Source organism: Patulibacter minatonensis DSM 18081, from assembly GCF_000519325.1.
Lineage (GTDB): Bacteria > Actinomycetota > Thermoleophilia > Solirubrobacterales > Solirubrobacteraceae > Patulibacter > Patulibacter minatonensis.
On record NZ_KI912613.1, the window covers coordinates 3,861,726 to 3,881,922 of the forward strand.

At 74.8% G+C, this 20,197-nt stretch carries 21 protein-coding genes and 2 tRNA genes; 14 read left to right on the forward strand and 9 right to left on the reverse strand.

Annotated features, from left to right (window positions below; genetic code table 11):
• Positions 1-10: 10 nt before the first annotated feature.
• The 7 genes from dnaG to PATMI_RS0118020 all read left to right on the forward strand — a co-directional run bounded on the left by dnaG (position 11) and on the right by PATMI_RS0118020 (position 7,879).
• Positions 11-2,011, forward strand: a complete 2,001-nt coding sequence (gene dnaG / locus PATMI_RS34970) for a DNA primase (protein ID WP_026911879.1) — start codon at positions 11-13, stop codon at positions 2,009-2,011.
• An 88-nt stretch (positions 2,012-2,099) separates the two neighbouring features.
• The gene (locus tag PATMI_RS0117995) at positions 2,100-4,160 is read left to right on the forward strand and encodes a hypothetical protein (protein ID WP_026911880.1); all 2,061 of its coding nucleotides are present in this window, start codon (positions 2,100-2,102) and stop codon (positions 4,158-4,160) included.
• The gene (locus tag PATMI_RS0118000) at positions 4,160-4,525 is read left to right on the forward strand and encodes a hypothetical protein (protein ID WP_026911881.1); all 366 of its coding nucleotides are present in this window, start codon (positions 4,160-4,162) and stop codon (positions 4,523-4,525) included. Before PATMI_RS0117995 ends, PATMI_RS0118000 begins: the two co-directional genes overlap by 1 nt.
• A 10-nt stretch (positions 4,526-4,535) precedes the next feature.
• Entirely contained in the window at positions 4,536-4,874 is a 339-nt protein-coding gene (locus PATMI_RS0118005) for a hypothetical protein (protein WP_026911882.1), read from the forward strand.
• A gap of 106 nt (positions 4,875-4,980) precedes the next feature.
• Positions 4,981-6,681, forward strand: a complete 1,701-nt coding sequence (locus tag PATMI_RS31335; RefSeq protein WP_051471988.1) for a vWA domain-containing protein — start codon at positions 4,981-4,983, stop codon at positions 6,679-6,681.
• A 4-nt stretch (positions 6,682-6,685) separates the two neighbouring features.
• A complete protein-coding gene (locus tag PATMI_RS0118015) occupies positions 6,686-7,465 on the forward strand; it encodes a hypothetical protein (protein ID WP_026911883.1) in 780 nt (259 codons plus the stop codon).
• A 144-nt stretch (positions 7,466-7,609) separates the two neighbouring features.
• A complete protein-coding gene (locus PATMI_RS0118020) occupies positions 7,610-7,879 on the forward strand; it encodes a hypothetical protein (protein WP_157260837.1) in 270 nt (89 codons plus the stop codon).
• A gap of 33 nt (positions 7,880-7,912) precedes the next feature.
• On the opposite strand, the gene PATMI_RS31340 is transcribed toward PATMI_RS0118020, so the two are convergent.
• Positions 7,913-8,224 carry a hypothetical protein gene (locus PATMI_RS31340; RefSeq protein WP_157260838.1) on the reverse strand — a complete coding sequence of 104 codons (312 nt, stop codon included), beginning with the start codon at positions 8,222-8,224 and terminating at the stop codon, positions 7,913-7,915.
• A gap of 202 nt (positions 8,225-8,426) precedes the next feature.
• Between PATMI_RS31340 and PATMI_RS0118030 the strand changes: the two genes are divergently transcribed.
• Positions 8,427-8,765 carry a hypothetical protein gene (locus PATMI_RS0118030; protein WP_026911885.1) on the forward strand — a complete coding sequence of 113 codons (339 nt, stop codon included), beginning with the start codon at positions 8,427-8,429 and terminating at the stop codon, positions 8,763-8,765.
• Between the two features lie 48 nt (positions 8,766-8,813).
• Here the strand turns inward: PATMI_RS0118030 and PATMI_RS0118035 are convergent.
• The 3 genes from PATMI_RS0118035 to PATMI_RS0118045 form a co-directional block, all read right to left on the reverse strand.
• Positions 8,814-8,885: transfer RNA gene (locus PATMI_RS0118035), tRNA-Asn, on the reverse strand.
• A 146-nt stretch (positions 8,886-9,031) separates the two neighbouring features.
• Complete coding sequence (locus PATMI_RS0118040; RefSeq protein ID WP_245604192.1) at positions 9,032-10,069, reverse strand: glycosyltransferase; 1,038 nt, start codon at positions 10,067-10,069, stop codon at positions 9,032-9,034.
• 203 nt (positions 10,070-10,272) lie between these two features.
• Complete coding sequence (locus tag PATMI_RS0118045; RefSeq protein WP_026911887.1) at positions 10,273-11,316, reverse strand: LLM class F420-dependent oxidoreductase; 1,044 nt, start codon at positions 11,314-11,316, stop codon at positions 10,273-10,275.
• A gap of 136 nt (positions 11,317-11,452) precedes the next feature.
• On the opposite strand from PATMI_RS0118045, the gene PATMI_RS0118050 reads away from it, so the two are divergent.
• Positions 11,453-12,073: a hypothetical protein gene (locus PATMI_RS0118050; protein WP_026911888.1), complete on the forward strand. Its 621-nt coding sequence runs from the start codon at positions 11,453-11,455 to the stop codon at positions 12,071-12,073.
• A 137-nt stretch (positions 12,074-12,210) separates the two neighbouring features.
• Entirely contained in the window at positions 12,211-12,516 is a 306-nt protein-coding gene (locus tag PATMI_RS0118055; protein WP_026911889.1) for a hypothetical protein, read from the forward strand.
• A gap of 25 nt (positions 12,517-12,541) precedes the next feature.
• Here the strand turns inward: PATMI_RS0118055 and PATMI_RS0118060 are convergent, their stop codons facing one another.
• Together PATMI_RS0118060 and PATMI_RS0118065 are read right to left on the reverse strand one after the other, a co-directional pair.
• Complete coding sequence (locus PATMI_RS0118060; protein ID WP_026911890.1) at positions 12,542-12,811, reverse strand: hypothetical protein; 270 nt, start codon at positions 12,809-12,811, stop codon at positions 12,542-12,544.
• 213 nt (positions 12,812-13,024) lie between these two features.
• Positions 13,025-13,097: transfer RNA gene (locus PATMI_RS0118065), tRNA-Ile, on the reverse strand.
• Between the two features lie 136 nt (positions 13,098-13,233).
• On the opposite strand from PATMI_RS0118065, the gene PATMI_RS0118070 reads away from it, so the two are divergent.
• The 4 genes from PATMI_RS0118070 to pdxT all read left to right on the forward strand — a co-directional run bounded on the left by PATMI_RS0118070 (position 13,234) and on the right by pdxT (position 16,109).
• Positions 13,234-13,602, forward strand: a complete 369-nt coding sequence (locus tag PATMI_RS0118070) for a hypothetical protein (RefSeq protein ID WP_026911891.1) — start codon at positions 13,234-13,236, stop codon at positions 13,600-13,602.
• Between the two features lie 96 nt (positions 13,603-13,698).
• Positions 13,699-14,583, forward strand: a complete 885-nt coding sequence (locus tag PATMI_RS0118075) for a MurR/RpiR family transcriptional regulator (protein WP_026911892.1) — start codon at positions 13,699-13,701, stop codon at positions 14,581-14,583.
• 84 nt (positions 14,584-14,667) lie between these two features.
• Positions 14,668-15,552 (forward strand): pyridoxal 5'-phosphate synthase lyase subunit PdxS, encoded by an 885-nt coding sequence (gene pdxS / locus PATMI_RS0118080; protein ID WP_036726081.1) that lies wholly within the window; start codon positions 14,668-14,670, stop codon positions 15,550-15,552.
• Positions 15,546-16,109 (forward strand): pyridoxal 5'-phosphate synthase glutaminase subunit PdxT, encoded by a 564-nt coding sequence (gene pdxT / locus PATMI_RS0118085; RefSeq protein WP_026911894.1) that lies wholly within the window; start codon positions 15,546-15,548, stop codon positions 16,107-16,109. The genes pdxS and pdxT overlap by 7 nt, the downstream gene beginning before the upstream one ends.
• A gap of 34 nt (positions 16,110-16,143) precedes the next feature.
• Here pdxT and PATMI_RS0118090 read toward each other — a convergent pair whose 3' ends face one another.
• The 3 genes from PATMI_RS0118090 to PATMI_RS0118100 all read right to left on the reverse strand — a co-directional run bounded on the left by PATMI_RS0118090 (position 16,144) and on the right by PATMI_RS0118100 (position 20,146).
• On the reverse strand, positions 16,144-17,706 hold the full coding sequence (locus PATMI_RS0118090) for a zf-HC2 domain-containing protein (RefSeq protein WP_026911895.1): 1,563 nt from the start codon (positions 17,704-17,706) through the stop codon (positions 16,144-16,146).
• A 120-nt stretch (positions 17,707-17,826) separates the two neighbouring features.
• Positions 17,827-18,753, reverse strand: a complete 927-nt coding sequence (locus PATMI_RS31345) for a glycosyltransferase family 2 protein (RefSeq protein ID WP_051471992.1) — start codon at positions 18,751-18,753, stop codon at positions 17,827-17,829.
• 7 nt (positions 18,754-18,760) lie between these two features.
• Positions 18,761-20,146: a phosphomannomutase/phosphoglucomutase gene (locus PATMI_RS0118100; RefSeq protein ID WP_026911896.1), complete on the reverse strand. Its 1,386-nt coding sequence runs from the start codon at positions 20,144-20,146 to the stop codon at positions 18,761-18,763.
• Positions 20,147-20,197: the final 51 nt, after the last annotated feature.

The window sequence follows — 20,197 nt, forward strand, 5'->3', positions numbered from 1 at the left end:
CACCACCGCCGTGCCCCGCTACGCCCGGGAGGACCTCGACCGGATCCGCGACGCGATCGACTTCGCGTCGCTGATCGAGGCGCGGGTCGAGCTGCGTCGTGCCGGCACGGGCCGCATGACGGGGCTCTGCCCGTTCCACGACGAGCGGACGCCGAGCTTCTCGGTCAACGTCGACGACAAGCTCTTCCACTGCTTCGGCTGCGGCGAGGGCGGCGACCTCTTCAAGTACGTCGAGCTGATCGAGGGCGTCGACTTCAACGGGGCCGTCGAGCTCCTGGCCGACAAGGCCGGGATCCAGCTGAAGACGGAGGAGGAGGATCCGGAGACCGCCGCCCGCCGGGCCCGGGAGCGCCGGCTGCTCGAGCTCCTGGACCGCACCAACCGCTTCTACGAGCGCCAGCTGTGGGACTCCGCCGAGGGCGCCCAGGCGCGGGCCGAGCTCCAGCGCCGCGGGCTCGATCCCGCGCTGCTGAAGGAGTTCCGCGTCGGCTACGCGCCGAGCCAGTGGGACAAGGTCCTGATCGGCTCGCGCCACGCGGGCTACACGGAGGACGAGATGGTCGCCGCTGGCGTCGTGCAGCGCAAGCACGACAACCCGCAGCGGATGTTCGACCGCTTCCGTCGGCGGATCATGTTCCCGCTCGCCGACCGCCGCGGCCGGATCCTCGGCTTCGGCGGCCGCGCACTGGGGCCGGACCAGAAGCCGAAGTACATCAACAGCTCCGACGGCGTCGTCTACCGCAAGGGCCGGCACCTGTTCGCCGCCCACCACGCCCGCAAGCAGGCCGCGCGCACGGGGGAGGTCATCCTCTGCGAGGGCTACACCGACGTCATCGCGCTGCACCAAGCGGGACTGACGAACGCCGTCGGCCTGATGGGCACGGCCCTGACGCCGGAGCAGGTCCAGGCGCTCGGCAAGCTCGCCCCGTCGGTGATCCTCGCCCTCGACGCCGACCGCGCCGGCCGCGAGGCGATGCTCCGCGCCGCGCAGCTCGCCGCCGGGTCGGGCCTGAAGCTGCGGGTCGTCCTGATGCCCGACGGCATGGATCCGGCCGACCTCCTCGTCAAGCGGGGAACCGAGGCCATCAAGCGCGCGTTCGAGGAGCCGATGGCGCTCGGCCGGTTCCACGTCGGCCACGTGCTCGCGCAGGCGGACCTCTCGTCGGCCGAGGGCAAGGACCGCGCGATCGAGGACCTGCGGCCGGTCTTCGCGCAGCAGGCGCCGGGTGTCCTGCGGATGGAGCTCATGCGCGAGGCCGCCGGCCGGCTCCGGCTGGACCCGGCCGCGTTCCAGTCGTTCCTCGAGAACGCGCCGCCCGCGACGGCGGGGCCGCGGACGGCTGCCGGTCCGGTCGGGGGGACGGGCGGCCGGCCGCCGGGCGGCGGCGCGCGTCCCGGGGACGGCAGCGGACCGGGGTCCCGCGGCGTGCACCCGGACGGTCGGGCGGAGCACGGGTCGTGGCAGGGCGACGGCGCGGGTCGGGGACCCCGGCAGGGTGGTCGCCCCGGGGCCGGGGCCGGGGCCGCGCCCCGTCCGCCGGCCCCGCGTCCGCCCGTGCCCTCGGGGCAGGCCGGCGGCGACCCGGTCATGCGCCTCGAGCTGTCGTTCCTCGCCGAGTGCTGGGCCGCCGGGACCGAGGCGGCGGAGCTCCTCGACGACCGGCGGATCCGGACCCAGATGCGCGGCGACGCCCACCGCGCGGCGGCGATCGCGCTCCGCGACGCCCTGCGCGCCGGAGCGGACCGGCCGCAGCCCACCGACGACTCCTCGCGGCTCGTGCTCGACGTCGTGCTGCAGAAGGCCGCGCTCGTCGAGCACCCGTCCTGCGCCGCCGCCGAGCTCTGCGGGCTCGAGCTCGAGCTCGGGATCGTCAACGAGGCCCTCCGCTCCGGTCGCGGGCTGGCGGAGGGCGGCTCCCAGCACGACCTCGTGATGCGCCGCCTCGAGCTCAAGCAGCGCATCGACCGCGGGGCGGGGGAGATCTGGAAGGGCCCGCGCCGCACCGCCTGAGGACGCCGGGGGGACCGGTCACCGGCCGCACCCGCAACGGGTAGGCTGCTCGCGCCCGTATTCCGTCCCGTCGTCCCCTGGGGAGCACGTGGGTCCTTCAGCGAAGCGCCACAGCGCGGCCCGGTCCGGCGGTTCCCCGGGCCCGGCGCAGCCGTTCCGCGACCCGACGCTCGTCGGTGCCCGGTCCGTGCGCGTCGTGGGCCTCGCCCTGGCGCTCGGGGTCGCGCCGCCCCTGGTCGACGGTGCCGTCGCGGCCCGGACCGCCTCGGGGTCCTTCGGCGTGCTGCAGGCCGGGACGGTCCACGCGACCGCGACGACCACCGGCGTCCCCGGCGGCGAGCGCATCGTGCTCGAGGGCCGGGCCGGGGGCGGGACCACGGCGATCCGGGCGCGGTCGGTCGTCCGCGGCGGCGGCGCGCGGCTCCGGTGGCGCTACCCGAGGACGACCCAGGCGCTGCACCTCCGGATCCGGGTGGTACGCGGGACGGGGTCCCGGACCCGCACGCTGGCCGCCTCGCCCTGGCGAGTGCTGTGGCTAGGCGGGCTGCGTCGCGCGCGCCGGCTCGCGCCCGTCGGTCCGGGCGCGGTGATCAGCGCGCCCGTCGCCGGCCGCCACGGGGACCTCGTCCTGCGCGGGACGCCGTCGGTCCGGGTCGGGGACGTCGTCGCGCTTCCCAGCAGATCCGCGACCCCCGACGGCCTGATCGTCCGGGTGGTGGGCGTCCGCACCGACGGCGGGCGCACGGTCGCCCGGGTCGTGCCCGCCCGGCTCCCGGACGTCCTGCCCGTCGCCGACCTCGCCGTCGCGGTCCGCGCCACCGACCCGCCCGCGCTCGGCGGCCGGTCGCGCGTCGGCGCGCTGCGCGCCACGCCGTCCTGCGACAACCCGTTCGCCGCGACGATCGCGGGGCGCGCGTCGATGTCCGCCGGGCTCCGCATGCACGCGGCCTGGCGGGCGAGCACGTCGCTGGAGCGGCCGAACGTGACGGCGGACATCCGCTCCGACGTCCGGACGTCCGTCGACGCCGGGATCTCGGTCTCCGGCGGCGGCAGCTGCGGGTTCAGCGCCCGGGCGCTCTTCCCGGCGCCCGTCGTGCTCAGCAGGACCGCCACGTCGCTCGGTCCCGTGCCGATCGTCGTGACCGTCGACGGTCAGGTGGTGCTCTCGGGGTCCACGTCGACGCTGGGCCGGGTCGCGTCCGCGGCCCGGGGCGGGGTGCGGGCACAGGTCCGCACGGTCTACGACGGGTTGCAGGCGACCCAGCGCGGACGCCTGACCACCCGGCTGCGTCCCCACGACGTGGCCATCGCGGCGTCGGGCGGTGCGCAGGTCGGGGTGACGCCGAACGTCGAGGTGCGCGTCAACGGGCTCGCCGGCCCGTCGATCGACTTCGGCACCGGTGCGCGGACGGTCGCCGACATCGGCCGGGCCCCGGCGCGCCCGTGGTGGACGACCACCGCGCCCGACGAGCTCGGGGCGAGCTTCGCGCTCCTCGCGCTCCGGCCGGACCTCGTCGAGCCGCGGACGACGCTCCAGACCCACGACGCGGAGATCGGGCGCGCTTCCGCCCTCCCGGGCGGGACGTCCGCCGATCCCGGAGCGGCGACGCCGGACCAGCTCCCGGAGGGCGTGGCGGCGCAGGTCACGTGGGACAGCGCGGCGAACGTCGCGCTCCACGCGTGGGACGCCGACGGGCACCACGCCAGCGCCGCCGCGCCCCGGGCGATCCCGGGGGTGACGCTCTCGTCCGGCTTCGTCGACGGCATCCCGACCGCCCGGGTCACGGGCGTCGATCCGGGCCGGCCCGTGACCCTCGGGCTCTGCCTCGACGACGGCACGGAGGCCGCGGCGCGGCTCGACGTGCGCGGTGCCGGCGGGACGACCCGTCACGCGGTGGTCCTGCGCGGCGAGCGGGCGGCGGCGATGGTCGCGGTGGCCCCGGAGGGCGGACCGGCCTCCCAGCCCGTGAGCGGCTGGTGCGGGTTGCCGTCGGGCGACCCGGTGCTGCTCGGTCAGCTGACCGACGGGATCCTGCCCACCGCCCGTCCGCGCTTCGTCCTGCGCTCCGCGGAGCCCGGGGGCGGCGCGCGCGGTGGCGCGGTGCGCAAGACTGGACGCGTGACGACTGGCACACAGGAGGACCGCTGATGCGACGCCGGACCACCACCCAGGTCGTCGTCCTCTGCGGCGGCGGCCCCGCCGACGGCGAGTCCCGCGAGGTCGAGGACGGCACGTCGACGCTCGTCGTGCACGACGGCCCGGTCGAGCCGGTCGACGACGACGCCGTCACGACCGCGCACCTCTACGTGCTCCGGGCGGACGGCCGGTTCCACCACGACGGCGTGTTCGTGGTCGACGACGCACCGGAGCTGCCCGCGGCCACGCACGAGGACCCGCGGGCGATGGGCCTGGCCGCGCTCGGGCACGACACGTACCCGAGCTGGACCGCCATTCTCAGCATGTGCGTCTTCATCGTCGTCGTGATGGCGTTCTACTACGAGTACACCCACTGATCGGCCGCGGATGACCGACTGGGGCGACATCGTGGGGGCCGCGGAGCTGTTCCCGCCGGTCGGGTGGCGGCACCGCCTGACGCTGACGACGGACCTCGTCCGCGCGGTCGACGAGCGCGGGCCGATGGTCCACATCGAGCTGCACAGTGACGACCTGCGGCTGATGCTGAGCGTCTACGTCCCCGTCGTCGACGGGGCGGAGTGGATCGCGGCGCTGACCTCGCTGCTCGACGTGCCCGAGGGACAGGTCCCGCACCCGGACCGCTGGCCGGAGATGACCGAGGAGCTCGTCGGCCATCGTCAGGCCCTCGGCGACCTCCCGACGCTGGACGAGAAGCGCCGCCGCTGATCCGCGCGATCCGGCCCTGTCGCGCCGCCAGTCGTCACCGTAAGCTCCCCGGTCCACGGTGCGTCCCGCACCCCGTCCCGCGCCCCGGCGCCCGACCGAGGACCCCATGAAGCGCAGCTACATCACCATCGGCCTGATCGCCGCCGTCGTCGTCGCGCTCGCGGCCGTCGTGTTCGGTGGTGGGGGCGGGGACGACGGACCATCCGGTTCCGGGACGACCGGCACCCCGGTGTCGCGGGCCCCGGCCGGCGCGCTGGAGGTCTCCTTCGCGTACTCGCCGGAGAAGGAGGCGCTGCTGAAGCCGCTGATCGACCGCTTCAACGCCGACCGGACGAAGGTCGGCGGGCGGCAGGTGTTCGTCAGCGGGCGCGTGATCGCGTCCGGCGACGCCGAGCGGCGCATCGCCGCGGGGTCGTTGAAGCCGACCGTCTGGTCGCCGGCGGGCTCGCTCTGGGGGCGGCTCCTGAACTTCGACGCCGACCGGGCGTACGTCGCGAAGACGAACCGGTCGATCGTCTCGACGCCGCTGGTGATCGCGATGTGGGAGCCGCTGGCCCGCGCGCTGGGCTGGCCGAAGAAGCAGGTCTCGTACGCCGACATCCTGAAGCTCGCGACCGCCAAGGGCGGCTGGGGCGCCGTCGGGCACCCCGAGTTCGGGGACTTCCGGCTCGTCCACACCAACCCGGAGTTCTCGACCGCCGGGCTCGAGGCCGTCGTCGCCGAGTACTACGCGGCGGTCGGCAAGAAGGAGGGCCTGACGACCGCGGACGTCAAGGCCGCGCGCGACAAGGTGCGGGCGATCGAGAACTCGATCGTCCACTACGGCGACACGACGCTCTTCATCGAGCAGCAGCTCCGCAAGGGCGGCCCGGGGTACGCGTCGGCGGTCGCGATGGAGGAGACCACGGTCGCCGGGTTCAACCGGGACCGCGGCGGCCAGCCGAAGCTGATCGCGCTGCACCCGAAGGAGGGAACGTTCTTCAGCGACAGCCCGTACGCGGTCCTCGACGCCCCGTGGGTGACGGCGGAGCAGAAGCAGGGCGCCGCGGCGTTCGACGCGTTCCTGAAGGTGAACGTCGACGCCGACGCGGCAGCACGGCGTGGCTTCCGGATCGGGACGACCCCGGTGGAGGAGCGCGGCACCCTGACCGCGGACAACGGGGTCGACGTCCAGCAGCAGCTCCGCACGCTGTCGCTCCCCGAGCCCCGGGTGATGGACGCCCTGAAGTCGGCGTGGCGGGCGGACCGCAAGCCCGCGAACGTCCTCCTGGTCACCGACGTGTCCGGGTCGATGAACGACGAGGGCCGGCTGCAGAACGCGAAGGACGGCCTGAAGGCGTTCTTCGCCCAGGTGTCGCCGCGCGATCGCGTCGGGCTCGTCGCGTTCTCGGACACGACGCGGCTGCAGCTGCCGCTCCAGGCGTTCTCGGCCGCCAGGCAGCGCCTGCTCGGCGCGGTGCAGACGCTGTCGGCCGACGGCGGGACGTCGGTCTACGACGCGACGATCGATGCACTGCGCACGGTGCGGAACGAGGCCGGGAAGGACGACCGCATCAACGCCGTCGTGCTGCTGACCGACGGCGAGGACACCGATTCGCGCCGCAGCCTGGAGGACGCGGTCCGGGCCGCCGGCGAGCAGCCCGACAGCGCGGGGGAGGTCCGGATCTTCACGATCGCCTACTCCGCCGGTGCGGCCGGGTCCGCGGACGCCCTGAAGCGCATCGCCGAGGCCTCCAACGGCAAGGCCTACACCGGCGACACGGACGACATCGACGGCGTCTACCGCAGCATCAGCTCGTTCTTCTAGGCCGATGAGCTCGCCGTCGAGACTGCGATCGCCGCAGGAGGTCCGGAGGGCGTACGCCCGTGCCCTGGGGGTCCGTGCCGCGACCCACCCGGCCGCCCTGGGCGTCCTGGTCGTCCTGCTGGTCGCGGGGTTCGCGCTCGGTCTGCCGCCCGTGGCGACGATCGCGCTCGCCGCCCTCGTCTACGTGGCCGCCGGCGGCGTCCTCCTCAGCAACGGGGAGTTCCGGGACGCGGTCGCGAAGGAGCTGCGCCCGTCGGAGCCCGCGGGCGCCCCGGCGCTCCCGTCCCGCGCGCTGGCGATGCCGGTGGCGCAGGCGTACGGCGGCGTGCGGGAGCACGCGATGAAGCTCCGCGAGCTCGCCGGGCCCGACCGGCTCGACCAGCCCGAGGTCGCCGCGGAGGTGGACCGCCTCGTCGAGCACCTGACCCGCGGTGCCGAGCGCGCGTCCGTCCTCGCCGACACGCTCGACGGGCTGGACGTCTCCGCGATCCGCCGGCAGATCGGCGAGGCCGAGCGCGGCGGGGACGCCGAGCTCCTGGAGGCCTACCGCCAGCAGCTGCGGAGCGCCGAGCGGTGCGAGGAGCAGCTGGGCCGCTACTACGGCGAGTGCCGCCGCGCGACGGTCGAGGTCGACACGATCCGCATGAACCTCGCCGCGGCGTCGTCGATGGAGTCCGGGGAGGACTCGCGCCAGGCCGCCGAGACGCTCCGCTCCGTCCGCGAGCACGCGGGGGCCCTGGTGGAGGGCATGGAGGAGGCCTACCGGGTGCGCCCGCCGGACTGACGCGCACTCCGACGCCGTCCGCTTTGTCCCGCTGTCCAGGCGGTTCCGCCGCGACGCCGGGCAAGATCCGGTGCGGTCCTGTCGCGGACCCGCGGCGACGTCGCGGGCCGGAGGCGGCCCTCGACGACCACCGGACGGATCTCGATGAGCACGACCATCACGAGCATGACCGACGACCAGTGCCTGGCGCTGTCGATGGTCGCGGAGCGCCCGCGTCGACACGAGCGCCTCGTCGCCGACCTCGCGGACGACCTCGTCGGGATCTCCGGGACCAGCCGGGGGCTCGAGGCGCTGACGTGGATCGCCGACCACGACCTGGCGCAGCCACCCGTCACGGAGCTCGACGTGTGGCGCCTGACGAGCACCGGCTACGCCCTGCTCGGGCAGGTGCAGTCCCGCGTCGGCGGGCAGTAGCGCCGGACCCGACGACGCGGTCCGGGCCGCGTCCTACTTGAGGTGGAGCCCGGTTCCGCGCTTCTCGATCAGGCCCTCGCCCTCGAGCCGGCGCACCACGGGGTAGAGCCCCGACGCCGCGACGCCGACCTGCTCGGCGGCCTTCGCGACGGTGATGCCGGGCTCGTTGGCGACCGCCGCGAACAGCGCCTCGTCGTACTTGCCGCCCCGGCCCTTGCGCTCCTCGGTGACGACGGACTCCGGCTCGCTCGTCGACGGCACCCGCAGCACGCCGAAGATGAGCTTCGCGACGCTGATCGGGAGCGTCACGACCGAACGGAGCAAACCGAGAGGAGACGATGCCATGCGCCGAAGGATGCCACGGTCCGCGTGCGGTGTCCTCTCTCGGTGGCCGCGGACCCGACGACGGTCCGGGAGGGTCTCCACCGGCGTCGGCGGGCCGCCTCACGCTCGCGGCGGACCGGCCGCCGCCGTTGCGCCGCGGACGCCGTGCCGCGCCCGGACGGCTACCGTTCGGGCATGCAGCGCGCCCAGGAGCCCCGGACCCGTGCGTGACGGCGCGTCCTGGACCATCGCCTTCCTGGCGCGCGGGGTCTCCCGTGCGGTGGTCGTGCTCTCCTGGCTCTGCCTCCTGGCGATCGTCTTCGTCTCGGTGCTCGAGGTGGTCGGCTCCTCGGGCAACCTCTACGCGCCCTTCGGGGCGGAGCCCGGCCCCGACCCGTACGGCACGTGGCTGTGGCAGTCCGCCGTCCTGACGGTCCTGATCTTCGTCGTCGGCACCGCGTTGGTGCGCCTCATGCGCTGGGCCGGCTTCGCCCTGCTGACGGAGGCGGGCCGCGAGAAGCTGCGCGCCGACGCGGCGGCGGCCGAGGCCGCGGGCGACTGACCCCGGAACGACGGAAGCCCAGCGGGCGCTGGGCTTCTTCGTCCTAGGCTCCGGGGGCGGGACTCGAACCCGCAACCCTTCGATTAACAGTCGAATGCTCTGCCATTGAGCTACCCCGGAACGCCCGGGGCATGGTACGCGATCGGGGCCGCGCGCGCCGTCCCGGGTCACCGGGTCCGGCGGAGACCCGGCGAGCGGCGGTGCGGGCCGGCCGTCGAACGACGACCGGTGGGTCAGGGACCGCCCGTGTGCAGGGAGAACGCCGGTCAGCCGCGCCCGCGTGCCGCGAGGGCCTCGACGAGGGGTGCGCCGCGATCCGTGCCGTCGCCCGCGGCGACCCAGGCGGCGATCTCTCCCGCGCGGGCGGCGTAGGACGGGTCGGTGATCGCCGTCAGGACCGCCGTCCGCAGCGCACGGGCGCCCGCCAGTCGCCGGGGCAGGCGGATGCCGGCACCGGACCACGCCAGGCGGGCGGCGTTCTCGTGCATGTCGCCGGTCGCCGGGATCGCCACGACGGGCTTGCCGGCGGCCAGGGCGCGGAGCAGCGTGCCGTGCCCGGCGTGGCAGACGACGACGTCGGCGGCGGGCATCGTCTGGCCGTAGGAGACCCAGGGGACCAGCAGAGCGTTGTCCGGGACGTCGATCGGCCCGAGGCGCGCGGCGTCCTCGGCGCTCACGCGGTTCTGGGCCGCGAGGACGCGGACGGGCGCGTCGGCGAGGCCGCGCAGCGCGGCCCGGAGCAGCAGGCCGCCCGGGTCCTGCGACGTCGACGGGGCCACGAGGACGAGGGGGGCGTCGCCGGGCGGCAGCTCCACGCGGTCGGCCGGCGGCTCCCAGACGAACGGTCCCACGGTGTGGGTGCCCGGGAGCGCCGGCCGCGGGTAGGCGAGCTGCGGCACGGATCCGACGAGCACGAGGTCCCGGCTGATGCCGCCGTGGTGGTGCGCCAGCGGGGGCAGCCCGACGGAGGCGCGCACCTCGTTGAGCTCGTCCCGCCCGTGGTCGAGCGCCCGGTCGACGAGCCGGCCGACACCACGCCAGCCGGCCCGGCCGAGCGGCGTGCGCGCGGGACGGGCGCCGGACGAGAACGGCGGCCACCCCGGCTCCGTGCGCGGGTCGACGTGCGGGATCAGCGTCGCGACCGGGACGCCGCGACGCTCGGCGGCCAGGGCCGGACCGAGCGTCAGGACGTCCGCGACGACGACGTCGGGCGCGAAGTCGTCGATCAGGGGCGTCGTGTCCTGCGCGGCGCGGGCCGCCGCCTCGTACGGCTTCAGCGGCTCCTGCCCGAGCTGCGGGAACACCGGGTACTCCGGGGCGGCGGCGAAGCGCAGGCCCGCGGCCTCGACGTCGACCTTCCACCGCAGCCACGTCTCGACGCAGACGTCGTGCCCGCGCTCCGACAGCCGGCGCGCGAGCGCGAGGACCGGGAACGCGTGCCCGGGATCCCCGAAGGCCCCCAGGAGGATGCGGCGCGGGACGTCGGTGCGTCCCGCGCCATCGGTGCTCAGATCGCCTCCATGGCGGAGGCGAGCTCGCGCAACTGGGCGATCCGGCCATCACGGGTGACGGTGGCCGGCGTGACCACGACCGTGTCGACCCCGGCGGAGGCGAAGACCCGCAGGCGCTCGGTGACCTCCTCACGCGTGCCGAAGAGGTTCAGCTCCTTCAGGAGCTCCATCGGGACCGCCTGCATGGCCTCGAGCTTCTTGCCCTCGAGGTAGAGGTCCTGGACCTCCTTGGCGGCCTCCTCGTACCCGTAGCGGCTGACGGCGGCGTTGTAGAAGTTCTTCTCCCGCGAGCCCATCCCGCCGACGTAGAGCGCCGACATCCCGCGCATCATGCCCTCCGCGGCCTGGTCCGGGTCGGGGCCGATGTGGAGCGTCGTCGACGGACAGACCTTGACGGCGGAGCGGTCGCGCCCGGCGGCGTCGAGGCCCTCCCACAGGGGCTGGAGCGCCGTCTCGAAGTGCTCGGGCGAGAACATCATCGGCAGCAGGCCGTCGGCGATCTCGCCGACGAGCTTCGTGTTGTTCGGCCCGATCGCGGCGATGTAGACCGGGATCTCGTCCTGGACCGGCGCGATGGTGAGCTTCAGCGCCTTGCCGGGGCCGTCGGGCAGCGGCAGGTCGATCGTCTTGCCGTGGTACTCGAGCCGCTCGCGGCGCAGGGCCTGGCGGACGACCTCGACGTACTCGCGGGTCCGCAGGAGCTGCTTGCCGAAGCGCTGCCCGTGCCAGCCCTCGGCGACCTGCGGGCCCGACGTGCCGAGCCCGAGGATGAACCGGCCGTCGCTGAGGTTGTCCAGCGTCGCGGCGGCCATCGCCGTCATCGCGGGTGACCGGGCGGGCATCTGCATGATCGCGGAGCCGATCTTGATCGTCGACGTCTGGCCCGCGAGCCAGCCGAGGATCGAGACCGTGTCCGACCCGTACGCCTCGGCGGCGAAGACGGAGTCGTACCCGAGGCGCTCGGCCTCCTGGACGATGTCGAGCTGGTCCTGGCCCGACAGGCCGAGCCCCCAGTAGCCGATCTGGATCCCGAGCTTCATCTGCAATCTCCCGTTCAGCAGGGCGTACGCCGTTGCTTCTTGACGCGGGCCGACCTACCTTGGATCGGCCGCCGCGGTGCCCTCGCACTCTATTCGAGGGCCACCCGCACGACCCGAAGCAAGGACCGCCGCCTCCATGTCCCGCAACACCCTGATCCAGGACCTCCGGAACACCATCGACTGCATGCCGATGCACACCCGCGTCGCGATGCTGCAGGGCGTCCGCGAGGAGAACATCATCGTCGGGGCCTACACCGACGGCACCGGCGGGGTCTGCCCGATGCTCGCCGCCCACCGTCGCGGCGGCCGCACGACCTTCATCCAGTTCGCCCGCACCTGGGACCGCTTCACCAAGGCGCCCCGCACGGGTTCACGGCCCGCCAAGACGCGCGAGCTGCAGATCCTGGCCCGCCACCTGGAGGCCTCGATCGAGGCCGAGTCCGAGGTCATCACGGCCTCCGAGATGGGCGCCGCGATCGCCGAGCACCGCGCGCTCGTCGAGCGTCGCAAGGTCGAGGAGACCGCGGCCGCCAAGCGCGCCCGCCGCCGCGAGCGCACCGCCGTCTCCGCCGCGCCGTCGCGCCTGCCGTCCTGGATGCGTCCCGTCGGCTCCGTCGAGGAGTACGAGCGCGCCCTCGAGGAGGTCGGCCGCCAGAAGGTGCGCCTCGGCCTCGTCGGCGACACCGCCGGCCCCGTCGACGTCGACGCCCCGCTGCCCCACGAGCAGGAGCAGCACGGCACGTACATCGCCGGCTGAGCGACGACGCGCGCCGGTCGGCGCGCGTCACGGCAGGACCCTGCGGCCCCCGGATCCCGGGGGCCGTCGTCGTTCCCGCGAGGCGTCCCGCGGCCGTCGGGCGCATCCCGTGGGGCGCCCGCGACGTAGGTCCTGACATGAGCTCCGCCCGGCGTCAGCTGCTCCGCCGGACGGCGATCGCGATCCTCCTCTTCGGGTCGGGCATCGCGGCGTTCGTCTACGTGATCGCCACGTCGCGCGACCTCGCGGACGGGAACCCGCAGCCCGGCGAGCGCTGCATCTACCGCGCCGCCAGCGGCGAGGAGCTCTGCGGCGAGCGGGCCCGCAGCTTCTGCGTCGCGACGAGGGACCGCCGTGCGTCGGACGACCGGACCGCCCGGGACGCGTGCGACACCGTGCTGCGGGCACCCACCACGACGCGGGAGACCGTCCCGGAGGGGTGAGGGTTCCGCGCGGGCGGTGCGTCCCTCAGCGCCTGACCGCGCCGAGCGCACCCGACGCCGCGTAGGCGTAGAAGTCGCCCGAACGCGTGCGCCGCAGGCGCAGCACGAACGTCATCGGGAGGTCGCCGGTGATCCGGACCCGGCAGGCGCGCGAGGTCTCGCCCCGCGGCCGGCACCGGTCGACGAAGACCTTCCCGTCGCTCGTCTCCGCGGCCTTGTCGTAGACCAGGTGCGCGACGTGCCGGACGTCCGCGACCGTCGGCACCGGGACCCTGATGGGGGCGTCGGCGTTCATGATCCCGTCTCCGTCGTCCGCGTCCGAGGACGTGTCCGGCCGGCCTCCGCCGGCCCCCGCTTCCGTGTGTCGATCATGCGCCGGTGATCGGCAGCGCCCTGCGCTTCATGAGGGTGGCTGGCCCCTTGGCCTGCGACGTGGGGACCGGCACGCCGCGGGTCGCGCCCCGTGATGGTGGCGGGGCAGGCGCCCCGTGCACAGGTTCCGCGCGGATGGGCCGGGCGGGACTCGAACCCGCATCGGACGAATTATGAGTTCGCTGCTCTGACCATTGAGCTACCGGCCCGACGGTCCCGGAGGAGCGCCGGGGACGAAGCCTGCCAGAGCAGGCCGACGGGGGCGGCGGCGCAGTGGTGCGGGAGCGGGACCGCGCCACGGTACGCTCCCGGTCTCGCCGGTCCCGGGACGCGGCGGTGCATCCCATGGCCGGCTACCTCCAACTCGCCCAAGCGGCTCGGGCGGCCCACGCGCGCATCCGCACGGCCCAGGAGCTCGAGGCACGCTGGAAGGCGCTCGACCCCGGCGCGCGGGAAGAGGCCCGGGCGGAGTGGGCGAGCCTCAAGACGGCGCTGGCCGCCGTCCGGAACCGCCTCACCGACGGGCCGAAGGGTTTCGTCCGCGGCTTCGGCGCCGGGTACCGCGGCGAGGAGGTCGACCCGGTCCCCGAGTCGCGACCGCTGATCGAGGTCGTCCGCGACCTCCACGCCGCGACGGACGCGCTGCGCACGAAGCTCGAGGCGCTCCCGGACCCCGGGGACGCTCCGAACGCTCTGGGTGGCGGCGACCCGTAGCCCGGCCGCGGCGGGCCGCTCCCGAGCCCCTCCCGCGGAAAAACCGGCCGGTGCGGGAAGGACTTCCACGGCCCACCGCCAATCAGGTCATCGCCCATGAAGCGCACGGCCTCCTCTTCCACGACCGCACTCGCGCCGATCGTCGATCACCAGACGCTCACCGAGTACATCCAGTCCCGATTCGACGAATTCTCCCGGTCGCAGAAGGACGTCGCGCAGTACATCGTCGACCATCTCGACGAGGTCGCGTTCCAGACCGCGGAGGAGCTCGCCCGGCGCGCGAACACGTCCAGCTCGACGGTCGTCCGCTTCAGCCAGGCGCTGGGCTTCCACGGCTTCCCGGACCTCCAGGACGCGGCCCGCGACGAGTACCGCCGCCGGGTCGAGGCCCGCGGGGTCGGCGGGTCCGGCGCCTCCGAGCCCGAGCCGCTCTTCGGCCTGGACCAGAGCCCGGGCGAGGCGTCGATCGCCGCCGACCACCTCGCCGTCGAGGAGACTGCGCGCCGGGTCTCGCGCAGCGTCCTGGACGCCGCGGTGGAGGAGATCGGCAAGGCCGACCGCGTGATCATCGTCGCGGCCGACCAGGTCGCCTACTTCGGCACGTACTTCCGCCACCTCCTGATGCTGCTGGGCATCCCGACGGACATCGTCGCCAGCCACGCCCAGGAGGGCCGGGCCCGCCTGGCGCGCCTGGACGAGAACGCGGTCCTCATCGGCATCACCGCCGGTCGGGCGCACCCACTGGTCGTCCGCTCGCTGCAGCTCGCCCGTCACCGCCGCGCCACGACGATCGCGATCACCGACGCGACGTTGTCCGAGGCCGCGAAGCTCGCGCAGCACAGCCTCTTCTACTCGAGCAACAGCCCGTCGTTCGTGCGCTCGCACGTCGCCCTGCTGTCGCTGCTGCAGGCGATGGCGCAGGGCGTCTACGCCAACGACGGCGCCCGCGCCGACCGCATCCGCGCCTACCGCCTGAAGTAGCGGGCGGTCCGTCGCGCGGACACCGTCGGCGCGCGACACCACGACGAGGGGCCCGAACGTCCGTTCCTGCCAGAATCCGGCGGGATGCGCGACGAATCCACACCCCGTGTCAAGACCGGCCTCGCGGAGATGCTCCGCGGCGGGGTGATCATGGACGTGATCGACGCCGAGCAGGCGAAGATCGCGGAGGCCGCCGGCGCGACCGCCGTGATGGCGCTGGAGCGCGTGCCTTCAGACATCCGTCGTGACGGCGGCGTCGCCCGCATGAGCGACCCGCAGATGATCAAGGAGATCCAGGAGGCCGTCTCCATCCCCGTGATGGCGAAGGCCCGGATCGGCCACTTCGTCGAGGCGCAGGTCCTCGAGGCCCTCGAGGTCGACTACATCGACGAGTCCGAGGTCCTCACCCCGGCCGACGAGGCCAACCACATCGACAAGTGGGCCTTCGAGGTCCCGTTCGTCTGCGGCGCCACCAACCTGGGCGAGGCCCTGCGCCGCATCGCCGAGGGTGCCTGCATGATCCGCTCCAAGGGCGAGGCCGGCACCGGCGACGTCGTCGAGGCCGTCCGCCACATCCGCGCGATCCGCGGCGACATCAAGCGCCTGTCGGGCATGGACGGCGGCGAGCTCGCCACGGCCGCCAAGAACCACCAGGCGCCGCTCGAGCTCGTCCGCTGGGTCGCGGCCAACGGCAAGCTGCCCGTCCCGCTGTTCTCCGCCGGCGGCATCGCGACCCCGGCCGACGCCGCGCTGATGATGCAGCTCGGCGCCGAGTCGGTGTTCGTCGGCTCGGGCATCTTCAAGTCCGAGGACCCGCAGCGCCGCGCCGAGCGCGTCGTGATGGCGACCACGCACTTCCAGGACCCCGCGAAGGTGATGGAGGCCTCGACGGGCCTCGGTCGCGCGATGGACTCGCTGGAGGCCCGCAAGCTCGGCGAGGACCAGGTCTTCGCCGGTCGCGGGTGGTAGCCCCGACGATCGGGATCCTCGCGCTGCAGGGGGGCGTGCAGGAGCACGCCGCCCACCTGCGCGCGCACGGCGCCGAGGTCCGTGAGGTCCGCACCCCCGAGGGCCTCGAGGGGCTGGACGCGCTCGTCCTGCCGGGTGGCGAGTCGACGACGATGACCCTCGGCATCGCCCGCGAGGGCCTCGGCGATCCGCTGCGGGCGTTCGCGGCATCGGGACGACCGCTCTTGGCCACGTGCGCCGGGCTGATCCTGCTGGACCGCGACCACCTCGGCGTCCTGCCGATCCGGTGCGAGCGCAACGCGTTCGGGCGGCAGATCCGCTCGTTCGAGGGCGACGTCGACGTCGCCGGCCTCGACGGCGGGCCGCACCACGGCGTCTTCATCCGGGCGCCCAAGGTCGTCGAGCACGACGACGACGTCGAGGTCCTCGCGCGCGTCGACGACGCGGTCGTCGGGGTGCGTCGCGGCCCGGTGGAGGGCTACGCGTTCCACCCGGAGCTGACCGACGACGGCCGCATCCACGCGGCGTTCGTCGCGCGGGTCCCCGCCGCCGGCTGAGCTCGGCGCGGCGCCACCGCGCGCCGCGGTCGTCCTACTTGAGCGGCGGGATCTGGTTCGGGTCGGAGGGAACCGTGGGGATCGTCGGGCGCGGCACGGGGGAGACCGATCCCTCGTCGCGCCCCGCGAACGCCCCGGCGGCGATCAGCGCCGCGATCAGGACGGCGAGGAGCAGGACGGCGGGGACGCCGAGCTGCCGGACGATCGGCACCTCGAGGATGCGCCGCCCGGTGGTCGACAGACCGCGTCGCGGGACGGTGGCGGGGACGACCGACGGCTCGACCTCGCGCGACGGTGCGGGCTCGGTGTCCTTCGAGACGGCGGCCGCGACGGGGACCTCGGTCGTCCGGCCGCGGTCTTCCCGGTTCGTGGCGTCCGGCCGATCGCCGACCTCGGCGCGGTGGTGGTCCTGCGCGTCCGTCTCCGTGTCGGCGGGGTCCGGGGCGCGCGCGGGCACGGGCACCGGGGCGACCGGCGCCTCGCTGGTCGCGTCCGGTCCGGGAGCGGACGGCGCGTCGCGACGGTCCGCGGCCGGCTCGGCCGACGCCGGGGCGCTGGTCTGGCCGCGCCGGCGTCGGCGGCGGACGCGGGGCCGGGCCGTCCGCTTCTCGGGGCGCGGGAGGCCACTGCGTGGGACGGCGTAGCCCAGCGCCTCGGGACCGAGCGGGTCCACGGGCTCGTCGGAGGACGGCGCGTCGCTCCCGGAGCGGGCCGGGGCGTCCCGCGGACCCGCCTCGTCGACGGGCGGAGCCGGGATGCTCGTCGGCGGGGCCGGGACGCCGGTCGGTGGGGCCGGAACGGCGGTCGGCGGAGTCGGGACGCTCGTCGGCGGTGCGGGGACGCCGGTCGGCGCCGACCCGGTCGGGCGCGACGTCCCGACGGTCGCCCCACCGCTGAGGTCGGGCAACGAGACGGGCGGCTCGGGGATGGCCGTGCGGCGCCCGATCGGCGGGGCCGGGGACGCCGCGTCCTCGTCGCCGGACGGCGGGGCGGGCAGGCTCGTGCGGCCGGCCCGTGCGGGGGCCGCGTCGTGCTCGCGGGGCTCGACTGTCGTCTCGGTGGTCGGGACCGCGAGCGCCATGGCGCTCGCGACCACGCCGACCTCGGTGCCGTCCAGCTCGACGGTCTCGCCGCCGCGGTAGCCGAGCTCCGCCCGGTCGAACGCGTCGCGGAGCGCGCGGCAGTCCGGGCACTCCTGCAGGTGGTGCACGAGCCGCTCGACGTCGCCGTCGGGCAGCCGGCCCTCGGTCCACGCGACGAGCAGGCGGGGCATCGCCTCGCACGCCTTCGTGCGCCGTGCGGGCCGCTCGCGGCCCTCGGGGCGGTACGGGTTCTCCGCGTGGGTGGTCGCCGCGCGCCGCGTGGCGCGCAGCAGCGCGGTCGCGGGGGCCTCGCCGTCGGGATCGGCGGCGCGGGCCAGCCGGAACGCGGCGAACGCCTCGCCCGTCCCGCGGAGCGCCCGGTCCGGGGTCGCCACGGCGTCGAGGTAGGCCAGGACGCGACCGGCGCGGCGGGAGACGAACGCGGCGAGCGCGATCGGGTCCGCGGTCGCCGAGGGGTCCTGGGCGTCCGGGGTCGTCTGTGCAGGGGCGGCCACCGGCGACAGGCTACCCCGTCCGCGCCGCGCGCACGGGTCGTGGGTGCCGCCTCCCAGACCGCAGGTGAACAGCGTGCGCCACGGACGGCGCCGCCGCGCGGCGATCCCCGGAGTCCCTGCTCAGCGCCGCTCCCCGCCCGACAGCCCGTCCCGGGCGCCGAGCAGGTGGTCGCGGGTCCAGGCCCGGTGCGCGGCCCGGCCCGGTGCCGCACCGAGGAGCGTCCGTCCGGCGGCGCCGGCCACGTTCAGCGCGGCGGTCGCGGCGGCGACCGCGGGAGAGCGCCGGTCGGCCTGCCAGCGGTACGTGGCGGCCATGTAGCGGCGGGCCCGTCCGTCACCGAACGCGGTGCCGGTGGCGGCGGCGATCTCGTGGTCGACGTGCGCGTCCGGGACGTACCGGGTCGCCCAGCCCGCCCGGTCCGCGCGCCAGCAGACGTCGAGGTCCTCCGCGTACATCCACATCAACGGGTCGAAGCCGTCGATGGCGTCCCACGTCGCGCGTCTGACGGCCAGGAACGCGCCGTGCGCCCAGGGCACGCGGCGCCCCTCGTCGGCGTCCCAGCTGCCCTCCAGGACGAACCGGCGCCGCAGGCCCGCGCTGCGCTCGACGAGCCCGGCGTTGAACGCGGCCGTGAACCGCAGGCCCGGGAACGGGTGCACGCTGTGCTGGGTCGAGCCGTCGGGGGCCAGCAGGCGCGGAGCGAGGATCCCGGCACCCGGGTCGGCGGCCCCCGCGCGCTCCAGCGCCTGCAGGGCGCCGGGACGGACGGCGACGTCCGCGTTGGCGGGGCAGATCCACCGGGCCGCGGACCCGCGTGCCCCGAGGTCGACCGCGGCGCCGAAGCCGAGGTTCGTCCCGGGCTCGACGAGCGCCACGCCCGGGTGCCGCTCGCGGACGAGCGCGGCAGAGCCGTCGCCGGGGGCGTTGTCGACGACCGCGACCGTCGCGCGCCCGGCGTCCTGCTCCGGGCGCAGCGAGGTCAGGCAGCGGTCCAGGAGCGCCGGCGTCCGGTACGAGACGACGACGACGTGGAACGGCGCGGTCACGGACGGGTCAGGAGCGGATGACGCCGAGGACGGCGTCGCGCTTCTCCTCCATGTCCTGCGGCGACACGAGCGACTCCAGGCACAGGCGCAGGAGCGGCTCGGTGTTCGACTTGCGGACGTTGAAGTGCCAGTCCTCGTAGTCGACCGACACGCCGTCGACGTGCGTGATCGTGGCGCCGGCCGCGCGGTGCTCCTCCTCGATCAGCGTCATCTTCGCGTCGGCGTCGTCGACGGTCGAGTTGATCTCGCCGGAGATGAAGTACTGCTCGTGGAAGCGGCCGACGAGCTCGGAGAGCTTCTGGCCGCGGACGGAGAGCAGCTCGAGGATCAGGAGCGCCGGGATCGTGCCGGAGTCCGCGTTCGAGAACTTCTCGAAGTAGTAGTGGCCCGAGACCTCGCCGCCGAAGATCGCGCCCTCCTTCGGCATCCGCGTCTTGAAGAACGCGTGGCCGACGCGGTTGATCAGCGCCGTGCCGCCGGCGGACTGCACGACGTCCGCGACGACGCGGGACGCGCGGCAGTCGTAGAGGATCGTCGCGCCGGGCTGCTTCTCGAGCAGCGACTCGGCGAGCAGCGCGGTGAGGAAGTCGCCGTCGATGAACCGGCCGAGGTCGTCGATGAAGAAGCAGCGGTCCGCGTCGCCGTCCCAGGCGATGCCGAGGTCCGCGCCGGTCTCCAGCACCTTGTCGATGATGAACTGGCGGTTCTCCGGCAGCAGCGGGTTGGGCTCGTGATCCGGGAAGTTGCCGTCCGGTGTCCAGTACGTCTCCACGAGGTCCAGCCCGAGGCGGTCCAGCACGGGGCCGACCATCGGCCCGGCCATGCCGTTGCCGCCGTCGACGACGACCTTCAGCGGCTTGATGCTCGACGCGTCGATGAACTCGAGCGACGCCTCCTGGAACGCGGCGTAGACGTCCTCCTCGACGACCGTTCCCGGCGTCACGCCCTGCGGCTCCTCGTCGAGCGCCGTGCCGATCGCGAGCTCCTTGATCTCGTTGATCCCGCGCTCGCCGGAGAGCGCGAGCGCGCCCTTCTCGACGAGCTTCGCGCCGGTGTAGGCCTTCGGGTTGTGCGAGGCGGTGCACATCAGCCCGCCGTCGAGCCCGCGCGTGCCGACGGTCCAGTAGAGCATCTCGGAGCCGACCTGCCCGAGGTCGACGACGCTCGCGCCCTCGAGCACGATGCCGTCGCGGTAGGCGCGCAGCAGCTCGGGGGCGGAGAGGCGCATGTCCCGGCCGACGGCGAGCGTGAGGTCGGTCGTCGGCTTGCCCGAGAGGTCCGAGATCACGCGGGCGAACGCGCGGCCGATCCGGTGCGCGGCGGCGGCGTCGATCTGCTCTCCGGCGATGCCCCGGACGTCGTAGGCCTTGAAGATCTCGGGAGGGACGCTCATCCGCCGCATCCTATGGGCCGTGCCACGACGCCGCGGGCGCCGTGGTGCAAG

Coding starts and splice junctions, on each gene's coding strand:
- PATMI_RS0118000 (WP_026911881.1), top strand. CDS start 4,160: ATGCGACGCCGGACCACCACCCAGGTCGTCGTCCTCTGCGGCGGCGGC.
- PATMI_RS0118005 (WP_026911882.1), top strand. CDS start 4,536: ATGACCGACTGGGGCGACATCGTGGGGGCCGCGGAGCTGTTCCCGCCG.
- PATMI_RS31335 (WP_051471988.1), top strand. CDS start 4,981: ATGAAGCGCAGCTACATCACCATCGGCCTGATCGCCGCCGTCGTCGTC.
- PATMI_RS0118015 (WP_026911883.1), top strand. CDS start 6,686: ATGAGCTCGCCGTCGAGACTGCGATCGCCGCAGGAGGTCCGGAGGGCG.
- PATMI_RS0118020 (WP_157260837.1), top strand. CDS start 7,610: ATGAGCACGACCATCACGAGCATGACCGACGACCAGTGCCTGGCGCTG.
- PATMI_RS31340 (WP_157260838.1), bottom strand. CDS start 8,224: ATGGCATCGTCTCCTCTCGGTTTGCTCCGTTCGGTCGTGACGCTCCCG.
- PATMI_RS0118045 (WP_026911887.1), bottom strand. CDS start 11,316: ATGAAGCTCGGGATCCAGATCGGCTACTGGGGGCTCGGCCTGTCGGGC.
- PATMI_RS0118050 (WP_026911888.1), top strand. CDS start 11,453: ATGTCCCGCAACACCCTGATCCAGGACCTCCGGAACACCATCGACTGC.
- PATMI_RS0118055 (WP_026911889.1), top strand. CDS start 12,211: ATGAGCTCCGCCCGGCGTCAGCTGCTCCGCCGGACGGCGATCGCGATC.
- PATMI_RS0118060 (WP_026911890.1), bottom strand. CDS start 12,811: ATGAACGCCGACGCCCCCATCAGGGTCCCGGTGCCGACGGTCGCGGAC.
- PATMI_RS0118070 (WP_026911891.1), top strand. CDS start 13,234: ATGGCCGGCTACCTCCAACTCGCCCAAGCGGCTCGGGCGGCCCACGCG.
- PATMI_RS0118075 (WP_026911892.1), top strand. CDS start 13,699: ATGAAGCGCACGGCCTCCTCTTCCACGACCGCACTCGCGCCGATCGTC.
- pdxS (WP_036726081.1), top strand. CDS start 14,668: ATGCGCGACGAATCCACACCCCGTGTCAAGACCGGCCTCGCGGAGATG.
- PATMI_RS0118100 (WP_026911896.1), bottom strand. CDS start 20,146: ATGAGCGTCCCTCCCGAGATCTTCAAGGCCTACGACGTCCGGGGCATC.